This is a genomic window from Alkaliphilus flagellatus, from assembly GCF_018919215.1.
Lineage (GTDB): Bacteria > Bacillota > Clostridia > Peptostreptococcales > Natronincolaceae > Alkaliphilus_B > Alkaliphilus_B flagellatus.
Genome location: NZ_JAHLQK010000005.1, coordinates 37,067 through 50,050, shown reverse-complemented (window position 1 = coordinate 50,050; position 12,984 = coordinate 37,067). Strand labels below are relative to the sequence as shown.

The window sequence follows — 12,984 nt, the reverse complement described above, 5'->3', positions numbered from 1 at the left end:
TTTAATCTTCTCCTTTAATAAGGGGACATCGTATTCTTGCTACTGTCCAGTCATCTTTATTTGTAATAACTAGTCCATACTTATCCCCAAAGGCCAATTTTAAACGATGATTTACACTATATAATCCAAAGCCGATCTGCTCTCCTTGTTTTTCATCACTTTCAAGTGTACTTTGAATCTTTTCAATACGAACCTCATCTATTTGCATTCCATTATTTTTTACTTCCATTATAAGATTATCCATATCTGAAAATATATTTATAATTATTTTACATACTTTATTTTCATCATTGTCATCTTGCTTAATACCATGATAAATAGCATTTTCCACTAGTGGCTGCAACAAGATTCTTATAACTTTCTCTTCAACTAGGTTTTCATCATATCTTATTTCATATTGTAAAAATTCCTCATACCTAGCTTGTTGTATTTGAAGATAACTTTCAATATGGTCTAATTCTTCCGATAGAGCAATAAAATTTTTCCCTTTGCTAAGTCCTATTCTAAAATAAGTACTCAAAGCTTCTATTAAATCTACTACTTCATTTGCTTCATATTCTATGGCAGCCCACCGTATTGTATCTAAGGTATTATAAAGAAAATGTGGCTTTATTTGCTCTTGTAATAATCTTAATTCAATTTCTCTTTTTTCATATTGAACCCTATATAATTTATCTAACATTTGATTAAAACTTCTTCCTAAATCTCCTATCTCATCTCTTCTTTTGTCCTCAAGTCTAACAGTCAAATCACCAGTTTCCACCTTTCTCATTAGATTTTGCAATCTACGGATAGGAGCTACTATAGATGAACTGAAAAAAATCAGAAGTAATATTAATGCCCCTCCTACTAATCCTCCAATAATTAAGGCAGCACTTTGCAGCTTTCTGGTGCCTTCCTGTAGTCTATCCTCTGGTATTTGAAACACCAGTGTCCAATCTGGAGACTTATCTATTAATGCTTTAAAGCTTACAAGATTTTCCTCATTATTATCAATAGATAAGCCTCCACCAATTGGATTTCCCCACTTGTCATAAATTTTGCTTCCACCATCATATAAATGAATATTTTCAGCAATATCCTTTATGGCTTCAATTGGAACAGCGGCCGAAATATATTTAAATCCATATTTATTGTTATATGGAAGCTTATACATCATAATGACAATGTCTGCTCTATTTGACTTAGATTTAATTGGATTACTAATCACAAAGCTGAGATTTTCTTCAATAATTTTTTTATAATATTCACGGCTAGAAATAGAAAATTTTGATCCATCAGTTATCCATGCAATTCCATGACTATCTATAATACCAAAGGATTCATAAGTTTTATTATTGCATAGTATAAAGTTCATATGATCTAATCCATCTTCTATACCCATACCTAAGTGTTGAATATCATTACCAATTAATTGAATTTCATTTGACCTTTCCTCAATCCAATTCGAAATTTGCTCAGCTCTAGCATTTACAATTTGATCGGTCAAATTTTTACTAAGTGGTACTATAGTTTTATCCATTTCCATATCTATTGTCAAAAGCAATAACATAAACAATAAAAGCAAACTTCCTGCCACATATAATGTTATTTTAGACTGGATTGATCTCATGTTTTCCCTCCATACTAATTAAGTTTCACTTATAAAACTATTATAAAATAGTTATTTTGTATTTTATATAGCAATCTTTGCTAGGATATCTATATAGTTATAAATTAACACTCTTTTTCTGAGGATTATAATAAGAACCCCCACCCATCAACGCAATCAAAGATTGCTGATGGGTCCCGGGAACCTTGTTGTATTCACAATAAGAAAAACTGTACGATATACATACAGTTTTCTTATTTCTATTTAACTACATTTTCACCGGCTATTCTACCAAATACAACTACATCTGTTACAGCATTTCCTCCTAATCGGTTTGTACCATGGATTCCTCCAGTTACTTCTCCTGCTGCAAATAACCCTGGTATTATATTCCCCTCCTTATCTAAAACTTTAGCCTCTTTATTTACTACTATACCACCCATAGTATGATGTACGGCTGGTGCTACTTTTTGAATATAAAAAGGTCCTTTTTCAATTGGTAAAAATGAACCTCTACGATTAAAGTCTTCATCCTTACCATTTTTTGCATATTTATTGTATTTTTCAATGGTTGCTTTAAATGAATTTACATCAATATTAAAATGCTCAGCTAATTCTTCTATTGTGTCTGCTTTATATATTAAATCTAGTTTTTCTAAATTGTTGTATTCATCTTTATGAAGCTCCGTCATGTTACCAACTTGCTCAACTTCCTGTCCCCAGACTAAATAACTTTCACGATTTGTCTGATTTAAAATCGCTTTAGATATTACATCTCTTCTATCCATCTCTTCAACAAAACGATTACCTTCTTGGTTTAATAGTATAGCTCCATCGAATCTTGAGTTTGCTACATATGATATAATACCAGTCTTTGGATTACATGTAGGATAGGTTTGAATATATTCCATATGCATAAGATCCGCTCCGATATTCTCTGCCATTACGATACCGTCACCTGTAGTACCAGCTACATCTGTAGTTTTATATTTCTCATCAATCTCTGGATTATATTCTTTACGCATATCTAAATTTGCGCCAAATCCTCCTGAAGCTATAATAACTCCCTTATTAGCATTAAAAATAATTTCTTGCCCAGCCGTATTTGTAGCTTTTACGCCAACTACTCTATTATTATCATCAACTATTAATTCCTCTGCTTTAGTTTCCATTTTGAAAACTACACCTAAATCATCTCCATAAGCTTTAAGCTTTTGAATCAGATCAGTTCCATGGTTACCTTTAGCAATTAGTGCTCTCGGTACAGAGTGTCCACCAAATTGTTGAAGACGATCAGACATAAATTCTACTTTAATTTTATCAACCAACCATTTTGCTGTAGAGAGTGCATTTTCGGCCATAACTGTAACTAATTCTTTATTGTTAATATTATCTCCACCCTTCATAGTATCTTCTATAAAGGTTTCTACGCTATCTTCAATTCCAAGTGCTTTTTGTTGATCCGTACCTGGTACATTAAGGCCACCACCAGATACAAGGGTATTTCCACCAAGGCTACTCATCTTTTCCAGTAATACTACCTTAGCACCAGCAGCTTGTGCCTCAACTGCAGCAGATAAACCAGCACCACCACCGCCAATTACAATAACATCATAGGTTTGTTCTAGCTCATTCTCTTCTTTAGCTACGCTAATTTTCACATCTTTGCTAAAAATGTCATCATTACCACCAGCTTTAATTAATGCATCTTTTAAAGCCGCTATAATACCTCTACTTGTAAAACTTGCACCAGTAACAACATCTATGTTAATACTTTTATTCTCTAATACTGCATTAATTATTTTATCAAATGCGGCATCACTAAGTACTTCTGTTTCCTTATGCTCTATAACATCTATAGACGCAATATCTCCATTTTCTACTGCTACTTTTAGTATAATGTCTCCTCCATTTCCAGCTCCTCTACCTTCATATACACCATCCTTGTACTTCCCTCCACCAGTATTAGCAGCCGTATCTGTTTTACCACAAGCTGCTAGACCAACAAAAGTCATTAAGAAAACTAATAATAAGGACATAACTTTAAATCCCTTTTTCATAGTACTTCCTCCCATGTATAAAGTTTTATTTGTTAAATATCTATCATTATTATAGTTTTGTTTTAATAAATTGTATTTGCACATTAACAATGTTTTTTGCACTTAAATAATAATTATATAAATTAAAACTATTTCATTATCTAATTATTAATTAAGATTTTTATAATACAAAAAAAGATGCTCAAAAAGTGAACATCTTTTTAAATTACAGGTTAGTATTAAATTTCTTTATTTACAGGAATTATCACAGTAAACTCTGTACCCTTTCCTTCTTCGCTATTTACTTTGATTCTTCCATTTAATGATAATACTATATGTTTTACAATGGCTAATCCTAGGCCTGTTCCTCCAACCTTTCTGCTTCTTGCTTTATCAACTCTATAAAATCTCTCAAAGAGTCTGCTAATATCCTTTTTAGGAATACCTATACCAGTATCTTTCACTATAATTATAATATTATTATATTTTTTATAGGCTATTAATCGAACTTTGCCACCTGGTGGAGTATACTTAATTGCATTATCTAATAAATTGATTATTAACTGTTTAAACCAATCTCTATTACCATATATAGTAGGTAAATTAAGATCAACTTCGGTATGCAATTCGATTTCTTTAGAATTTGCAATTGGTGTAATAACATCAGCTACCTCCTTTAAAGTATCTCCAGGGAAAATTTCATGTGTAATTAGGTTAGTTTCAATATTTTCTATTTCTGATAATGTTAAAATATCGTTTATTAAACGTTTTAATCTATCAGTTTCAATTTCTATTATATCTAGAAAACGCATTGTTACTTCTTCATCTTCAACGGCTCCTGCCTTTAATGTTTCAACAAATCCACTAATTGATGTAAGTGGAGTTTTTAGCTCGTGAGAAACATTGGTGACAAAATCAGATCTCATCTTTTCTAATCTTCTAATTTCTGTAATATCTTCAATTAGTGCTACTGTTCCTAATGTTCTAATTGGATCATGATCAAGTTGAATTGGATTAGTATGTATTTTTAGTACTTTTTTTTCAGGATAATTTATACTTATTTCAATACGACTTTTATTATTAGTAAATACTTCTATTAGCTGTCTATCTAATGAGTACTTATTTATGACTTCTAATATATCTTTCCCTAAAACATCATTAGTATTTACTTTAAAAAGATCTTCCGCTGATTGATTGAATAATATAATATGCCGATTATTATCTATTGCTATAATTGGATTTATCATACTTGTTAGCAAAGCTTTAAACTTCGTATTACTATCAGATAATTGTACTATCGTATTTTCGAGATGGTCTGCCATATGATTAAAATGATTAGCTAACTCCCCAATTTCATCATTTGACTGAACTTTAACCCTTCTATCGAATTTTCCATTGGCAATTTTCTTTGAAGCTTCTATTATTTGTTTAATTGGCTCCATTAGTTTACCAATAAATCTATATCCCAACAATAAGGCTGCTACTAAACTAAATAAAATTGACGCTCCAGTATAATAAAATAGTCGCTGATTTATTTTATCTCTTTCTACAAGATCCATAGATAATCTTATTACCGCTATATTTTCAGCTTCTAAGTGTGATGGTAATGCAATATATAGCATATCTTCTTTTACAGTACTACTGTAACGAATTTCCCTGCCGATCTCACCATCCATAGCTTTTCTTACCTCTGGTCTATTTCCATGATTTTTAGCGGGCAAACTATTAGGCAATGTATCTGCTAATACTTCACCATTTTTATCTATAATTGTTATTCTTGCATCAATTTTATTACCTAAATCCTCCGATAGTCTTTGTAACTCTACAGTATTTGCCAATTCTTTATTTTCATTAATTACACCCTCTATTAATTGGGCATTTGAAATCAATCTCTGTTCAAGTTCGTTAGTATAATTATTAGTTATAAGGCTTAATGAAAGAAATCCAGTTAACAATGTACTAATAAGCAGTATTAGAGTAAAAATAACAAATATCTTTTTCTGCATAATGTCACCTACTTCATCTTATATCCTACTCCTCTTATTGTTTCAATATATTCGTTTAACTTATCATCTCCAATTTTTTTTCGTAAATGTCTAATATGTACATCTACTGTTCTTGTCTCTCCAAAATATTCATATCCCCAAATTTCATCAAGTAAAAGGTTTCTAGATAATACCTTTCCCCTGTTCTCTGATAATATTTTTAGAAGTTCAAACTCTTTATAGGTTAATTCTATTGGATCTCCATTAATAGTGACTATATGTTTTTCCGTATCGATAATCAAATTTTTTACACATATGATTTTTTCCATACTTTCCTGTCTACCTTCACTTCTTCTAAGCACCGCCTTTATTCTAGCTATTAGCTCTCTAACACTAAATGGCTTAGTTATATAGTCATCTGCACCTAACTCTAATCCTAGCACTCTGTCAGCTTCTTCACTTTTAGCAGTTAACATAATAATTGGCAGGTTTTCAAATTCATCTATTCTGTGAAGTCTTTTACACACTTCAATTCCACTCATTCCTGGAAGCATCAAATCCAACACTACTAGATCAACAGCATTATTATGTACCATAGAAATACTTTCTTCTCCATTATCACATAGTAAAACATTATATCCTTCTCTTTCTAGGTTAAATTTAATTAGCTCTAAAATATGCTCTTCATCATCAACTACTAATATTGTTTTCTTATATTTTTGATTCATTACGCACCTCACATTATATTAATTGAATTATTGCACCCATTCTACCTGTATTACCTTTTTCCTTTCTATAGGAATAAAATAGATCTAAATTACAGCCTGTGCATAAACTCGATATTATAATATTTTCACTTAATAAACCTGCTTCTTCCAAAGTAATACGGTTAGCATTCCAAAGGTTAAGCTTATACTTATATTCTTGCTTTGGAAATACAAATGTTGATGTATCTATAAAACTATTATTAAATTCATTGATTAGCCTTTGGTCTACCTCGTAGCAGCACTCCCCTATAGATGGTCCTATTACTGCTATTATATCTTTTGGATTTGATTCATACTCATGCATCATAACTTCTACTGTCTTCTTTCCTATCTTTAATCGAGTTCCTTTCCATCCAGCATGGCTTACGGCAATGACTTTCTTTGTAGGATCTACAAAAAATATAGGTACACAGTCAGCAAATATAGTCATTAAAGGGATACCCTTAACATTTGTAACTAAACCATCTATCCCACTATAATCCCTTTCTCTGAAGTAACCTTTTCCTTTATCTTCATTATTAACAACTTTAATTACATCGCTGTGTACTTGATCTGATATAACTAAGTTTTCCTTATCCACTCCTACTGCCAATGTAAATTTCTCAATATTCTTTCTTACATTATTTTCACTATCCTCAGTTTTTAGACCTAAATTTAAAGAATTATATACACCTTCACTAACACCACCTATTCTAGTACTAAATCCATGCTTAATAAATGGCATATTATTGAACCTCTCAAAGGTTACAAATTGAACTTCATTTTTATTTACAATATTGTATTCCATCTCTACTCCTCCCTAAGCAATAAATAAGAGCAAGAAAAGACCTGCTCTTATAAAATACCCATTATTGTGGTTTTTCACTTAAAATCTTTTTGACTTCATCCATAAAAGTATTTATATCTTTAAACTCCCTATAGACCGATGCAAATCTCACATAGGCAACCTCATCAAGATACTTAATTTTATCAATTACTAAGTTTCCTATTAGCTCTGTTGTAATTTCCCGCTCCATTGTATTATATATTTGCTTCTCTATTCCATCTACTAATTGTTCGATATCTCTTAGCGATACAGGTCGTTTTTCACAGGATCTAATTACTCCATTTAATATTTTATTCCTATTATAAGGCTCCCGATTCCCATTCTTTTTAACTACTATCAATGGGATTTCATCAACTTTTTCATATGTAGTAAATCTTTTAGAGCATACAATACATTCTCTTCTTCTTCTAATCGCTTGTCCTTCATCAGTTGGTCTGGAATCTACTACCTTTGATTCATGATGTGAGCAAAATGGACAATTCATAGTCGTTCCTCCTTCCATTTATCATAGGTTTAATATCAGTCCTTTATCCTAAACGACAAATCATTTTAAACTTACCTATATTATAATATAGTAAAATTTAGATGTCTAATTCTTTTAAAAAGTTTCAGAAGAAGATGTTGTTACTTCTCTAGGTATATATATAACTTCCTCATCACTAGATGAAGCTTTTAGAGGCTCCGATCCATCTTTTATTTCGACTAATATTACGTCCTCACCAATTTTTTTTATTTGATTCCATCTAATCTCAAATTCTAATTCTTTACTAAATAATCCTCTTAATCTTCCACTATCAGGAATTATAATGGCATTAATTTTGCCCTTTTGTAAATCAACTTCCATATCAGCAATCATTCCTATTCTTTTACCATCAGTTATATTAACCACTTCTTTTTCTGTTAAATCTGATGCCTTTATCATATTTTACCTCCTCCACTTTATAGATTGCATTTTGTCCTATATCTATATTTATATATGTTACATAAAAATTATTACAAAAATAAAACCCCTCACTAGGAGGGATTAAATATGTTTTCTCATATGTCTTAAAGCTGTTTTTTCTAATCTAGATACTTGTGCTTGAGATATACCTATCTCATCTGCAACTTCCATTTGAGTTCTACCCTCAAAAAATCTTAAGGATAAAATATGTTTTTCTCTAGCATTTAGTTTTCTCATAGCTTCGCGAAGTGCTATTCCATCAATCCAACATTCATCTTCGCTTTTTTCATCACTCACTTGATCCATAACATATATAGCATCACCACTATCTTGATAGATTGGCTCAAAAAGAGAAACAGGATCCTGGATAGCATCTAAAGCAAATACTACATCTTCTCTCGGTATATTTAATTCTTCAGCAATTTGTGCAATAGTTGGTTCTTTAGAATTTTTATTGATTAGTTGATCCCTTACTTGGAGAGCCTTATATGCTGTATCTCTTAATGATCTACTGACTCTAATCGAGTTGTTATCTCTTAAGTATCTACGTATTTCTCCAATAATCATAGGAACCGCATATGTAGAAAAACGCACATTATGACTCAGATCAAAATTATCAATAGCCTTTATAAGACCTATACAACCGACTTGAAATAAATCATCGACGTGCTCCCCCCTATTGTTAAATCTTTGGATTACACTCAATACTAGTCTCAAATTTCCTTGAATAAACTCTTCTCTAGCACTATTATCACCCTTATGAATTCGATCAAACAATACCCGCATCTGGCTATTCTTTAATACTGGTAATTCTGATGTGTTTACGCCGCAAATTTCAACCTTATTAATATGCATTGTTTTTCAGTCCTTTCACTATGAATTACCCCTTTAGTATTTTAGATTATTGACCGTTTGACCGAAATTATACTGTTAAAATAAAAATTCCTATACTACTATGTAGTTGCTACTGTCACAGTGTAAGTATATCTCAAAATATTACTACAACTTAAAATCTATCACCAATTAGAAATTTGCTATTTTCTTATACTAAAAAAAGCAGCAAAGCTGCTTTTTACACCAAACGATTTATTTCTTTTTGTAATCTAGTTATAATTCTTTTTTCTAATCTTGAAATATAAGACTGTGAAATTCCTAAGATATCTGCAACCTCTTTTTGAGTCTTTTCTTGTCCAGTATTTAAGCCAAATCTTAATTCCATTATTTTTCTTTCTCTTTTAGATAATTTTTCTAATGCTATCTTTAACAGCTCCCTATCCACTTCTTCCTCTAAAAATTTATGTATAATATCATTCTCTGTCCCTAATATATCCGAAAGTAATAGCTCATTTCCATCCCAATCAATGTTTAGTGGCTCATCAAATGAAACTTCCATTCTTACTTTACTATTTCTTCTTAGATACATTAAAATCTCATTTTCAATGCATCGAGACGCATAGGTAGCAAGTTTAATGTTTTTTTCTGGGTTAAATGTATTTACTGCCTTTATAAGTCCAATTGTCCCTATAGAAATTAAATCTTCTATTCCTATTCCTGTGTTTTCAAACTTCCTAGCAATATATACCACTAAGCGTAAATTTCTTTCAATTAAAATGGTTCTAACAGTACTTTCATCATCCTTAAGCTTAGCTATTAAAAAACTTTCTTCATCATTACTTAAAGGCGGAGGTAAAGCCTCACTACCTCCTATATAATATAAACTATCTTCATTATAAAGTCTAACTTTCTTTAAAATTTTAATTAAATAATATCGATACATTAGCTTCATTTTGTTAATAATTTTATTCAATTTGTATACCTCCAATTTCAATTTTGTATAGAAGGATTTATAACCCTTCCTGTTCCCTATATAATGTCTGGATGTAATAACGCCATATAATCTCCAGTTTTAGACAGTTTCTTATGATAAATAGCAACGATTATTTCCTTAATATCCCTATTATGTTTATCATCATGGATTAATACATTATCTGGCTTAAATCCAACTAACATTCCATTTTCGGTACCTAATGCTTGATAAGGTATTATTCTAAATCTTGTTATCCAATTGCTATCAACCAATTGTTCAACTACTTGTTCAAAATTAAACACATGATTATTTAGAAAAATATCTTTAAGTTCAACAGGCAAAAGGCTTTTTATTGCATTATATTCTACAATTATTACAGGATACTTGCTAATTGGATCTGTTAATGAGTTACCCGTATCCACTATGCCTTTTAGATCTACTATCTCATCATTAATTTTAATTCTAACATTCATTAATATTTTTTCCTTTGACAACTGTTTCTGAATATAACCCCAACAAAATTGAATTAAAATATATCCTATGCCACAAGAAATAAATATGTTTTTTATTGATATATTTGTCATGTAAAAGATTCCATTACTTACAATTCCATTGAAGCTTGTGAAATAAAAAAGTGCAAAGCCCGCTCCTCCAAATATTAGTGTTATTAAATAAAATATACCTATCAACCTAAAAAAGTCTTTGAAACGGTATGGCGTGAAGGATAAAATAATTATTAACATGGAACAAGCAATCTTCATTAATATTGAAAATAAAAAATATAGAGATGGAAAAAAAATAATAAATGCATATAAAGCTCCTAAGGAAGATGCTAAGATTAATTTTGTACGTTTAGTAGGGTATTTAGCAAACTTACCTGTTAAAGATAATATTATATAATTCATAATAAAGTTTTCTAAAAATACATATTCAGCATATACGATCATAACTCTCCCCCTTATAGGGACATAATATATTCACTATAAAATTATTCATTTTTTTTGGATTTATGTATATTATATAGGATTGTATATTATTTTTTTGTCATTATCTGTAGTCGAAAAACCACTTTGTATTATATTTTAGGTGGAAATATGTTAATCACAAAAGTCATCCGATACTATTAAAGCGTGGGAAAAAGAAAAAGACCATAAATTTGGTCTTTTATATTTTTTATTTAATTTATTATTTATGTAAATATTATCTTTTTCTCCTGAGAAAAATAGGTATATCAAGATCTTCATTTCTATCACTTTTCACATCTTGTTCAGTTGTAGCAGCGACTTCTTTTATTTCAGGTCTTCTAATGATATTCTGTTCTTGAGTATCTATCATTTTTACCATATCTTTTTCAAAACCAGTAGCTATTACTGTAATTCTAATTTCATCTTTTAAATCTTCATCAATTACTGCACCGAAAATAATATTTGCATCCTGATCTGCAGCTTGTGCCACTAATTCGGCAGCCTCATTCACTTCGAATAATCCTAAGTTAGATCCGCCTGTAATATTTAATAGAACTCCCTTTGCACCTGTAATTGATGTTTCTAGTAATGGACTTTGAATTGCTTGCTTTGCAGCCTCAGCAGCACGGTTTTCGCCACTTGCATTACCTATACCCATATGAGCTAGACCTTGTTCCAACATAATTGTCTTTACGTCAGCAAAGTCAAGATTAACAAGTCCTGGTACAGCAATTAAATCTGAAATACCTTGAACGCCTTGCTTTAATATATTATCTGCTATTCTAAAAGCCTCTAGCATAGTTGTTTTCTTTTCAATTACTTGAAGTAGTCTATCATTAGGAATAGTAACTAAAGTATCCACACGAGTTTTTAATTCCTGTATACCCTGCTCTGCATGGATCATTCTTCTTCTACCTTCAAAAGTAAAGGGTTTTGTTACTACCCCAACAGTAAGTATACCTAGTTCCTTAGCAATTTCCGCAACAACAGGTGCAGCACCTGTACCTGTACCTCCACCCATACCAGAAGTGATAAATACCATATCTGCTCCTTGTAGTAATTGGGCTATATCTTCCCTACTTTCCTCTGCTGCTTTCTTCCCAATTTCAGGATTCGCACCAGCACCTAAACCCCTCGTAAGCTTTTCACCAACTTGCAATTTATGTTCAGCTTTAGAAGTGAATAAAGCCTGTTTATCTGTATTTACAGAAATAAACTCCACTCCCTTTAGACCTGACTCAATCATACGATTTACAGCATTATTACCTCCACCGCCAACACCAATTACTTTAATATTAGCGAATGGCTCCATATTCATATCAAATTCCAACACAATATTACCCCCTTGTTATGTAAATAGCTTCATTCGTTTTTATGTCATGGCATAATCCATGGTTGTCTTTAATAAATATTAAATCTATTTAAGAACAAAATCTTTTTCAAAGATTCTCAATGTCGATTTTGTTGAAACACATTACGGAAATTATAACTTATTTGCAGTTTTAAAAAGCATACAATTTCCTATGTGTTGTAAGAAATAACATTTGTATTATTTTATAAACTATAGATTAATTCAACAAAAATCACAGATTTCCTTTTTTTTTATATACAATAATATATAAAATTTTATTGTATATAATTCGAAATAAAAAAACACCAACAAAGGTCCTAGTTCTTCATCAAAATTTCCGTGACTATTGGCCCAACTTATTTCGCAGTTGATCGAAAACGAATTTTATCTAATAAATGTCTACGGATAATGGCAAAGTTTTGGAAAAGTCTTCCTCCAAATGCAAAAATTGCTGCATAGTATAAAGGTACACCTAAACGGTCTCCAATATATGCTAAAAATCCAGCCAGAATAGCATTACCAAAAAAACCTGAAACAAATATTTCAGTATTAAATTTATTTTCTAGCATGGAACGTATTGCACCAAAAACAGAATCTAGAGAAGCCAAAATAGCTACAGAAATATAAAGAGCATATTTGGCCGGATAAGTTATATCTAACTTTAATCCTAAAAAGACTCCTAACATCAATCCTAATATAGCAAAAATCAT

At 30.8% G+C, this 12,984-nt stretch carries 12 protein-coding genes; all 12 read right to left on the bottom strand.

Features of this window, described 5'->3' with window-relative positions:
- Window position 1 precedes the first annotated feature (1 nt).
- The 12 genes from KQI88_RS12900 to KQI88_RS12845 all read right to left on the bottom strand — a co-directional run bounded on the left by KQI88_RS12900 (window position 2) and on the right by KQI88_RS12845 (window position 12,984).
- Window positions 2-1,612 carry a sensor histidine kinase gene (locus tag KQI88_RS12900; protein ID WP_216417985.1) on the bottom strand — a complete coding sequence of 537 codons (1,611 nt, stop codon included), beginning with the start codon at window positions 1,610-1,612 and terminating at the stop codon, window positions 2-4.
- A gap of 239 nt (window positions 1,613-1,851) precedes the next feature.
- Entirely contained in the window at window positions 1,852-3,651 is a 1,800-nt protein-coding gene (locus KQI88_RS12895) for a flavocytochrome c (RefSeq protein ID WP_216417983.1), read from the bottom strand.
- A gap of 218 nt (window positions 3,652-3,869) precedes the next feature.
- Window positions 3,870-5,636 (bottom strand): two-component system histidine kinase PnpS, encoded by a 1,767-nt coding sequence (pnpS, locus tag KQI88_RS12890; protein WP_216417981.1) that lies wholly within the window; start codon window positions 5,634-5,636, stop codon window positions 3,870-3,872.
- A gap of 8 nt (window positions 5,637-5,644) precedes the next feature.
- Entirely contained in the window at window positions 5,645-6,343 is a 699-nt protein-coding gene (locus KQI88_RS12885; RefSeq protein ID WP_216417979.1) for a response regulator, read from the bottom strand.
- 13 nt (window positions 6,344-6,356) lie between these two features.
- Window positions 6,357-7,169 (bottom strand): peptidoglycan editing factor PgeF, encoded by an 813-nt coding sequence (gene pgeF / locus KQI88_RS12880; RefSeq protein ID WP_216417977.1) that lies wholly within the window; start codon window positions 7,167-7,169, stop codon window positions 6,357-6,359.
- Window positions 7,170-7,230: 61 nt separating this feature from the next.
- A complete protein-coding gene (nrdR, locus tag KQI88_RS12875) occupies window positions 7,231-7,692 on the bottom strand; it encodes a transcriptional regulator NrdR (protein WP_216417975.1) in 462 nt (153 codons plus the stop codon).
- Window positions 7,693-7,806: 114 nt separating this feature from the next.
- A complete protein-coding gene (locus KQI88_RS12870; protein ID WP_216417973.1) occupies window positions 7,807-8,130 on the bottom strand; it encodes a YlmC/YmxH family sporulation protein in 324 nt (107 codons plus the stop codon).
- A gap of 102 nt (window positions 8,131-8,232) precedes the next feature.
- A complete protein-coding gene (sigG, locus tag KQI88_RS12865) occupies window positions 8,233-9,006 on the bottom strand; it encodes an RNA polymerase sporulation sigma factor SigG (protein WP_212378387.1) in 774 nt (257 codons plus the stop codon).
- Between the two features lie 217 nt (window positions 9,007-9,223).
- A complete protein-coding gene (gene sigE, locus KQI88_RS12860; protein WP_212382313.1) occupies window positions 9,224-9,937 on the bottom strand; it encodes an RNA polymerase sporulation sigma factor SigE in 714 nt (237 codons plus the stop codon).
- Window positions 9,938-10,014: 77 nt separating this feature from the next.
- On the bottom strand, window positions 10,015-10,905 hold the full coding sequence (gene spoIIGA / locus KQI88_RS12855; RefSeq protein WP_216417971.1) for a sigma-E processing peptidase SpoIIGA: 891 nt from the start codon (window positions 10,903-10,905) through the stop codon (window positions 10,015-10,017).
- A 253-nt stretch (window positions 10,906-11,158) separates the two neighbouring features.
- A complete protein-coding gene (gene ftsZ / locus KQI88_RS12850) occupies window positions 11,159-12,256 on the bottom strand; it encodes a cell division protein FtsZ (protein ID WP_216417969.1) in 1,098 nt (365 codons plus the stop codon).
- 374 nt (window positions 12,257-12,630) lie between these two features.
- Complete coding sequence (locus KQI88_RS12845) at window positions 12,631-12,984, bottom strand: small basic family protein (RefSeq protein WP_216417967.1); 354 nt, start codon at window positions 12,982-12,984, stop codon at window positions 12,631-12,633.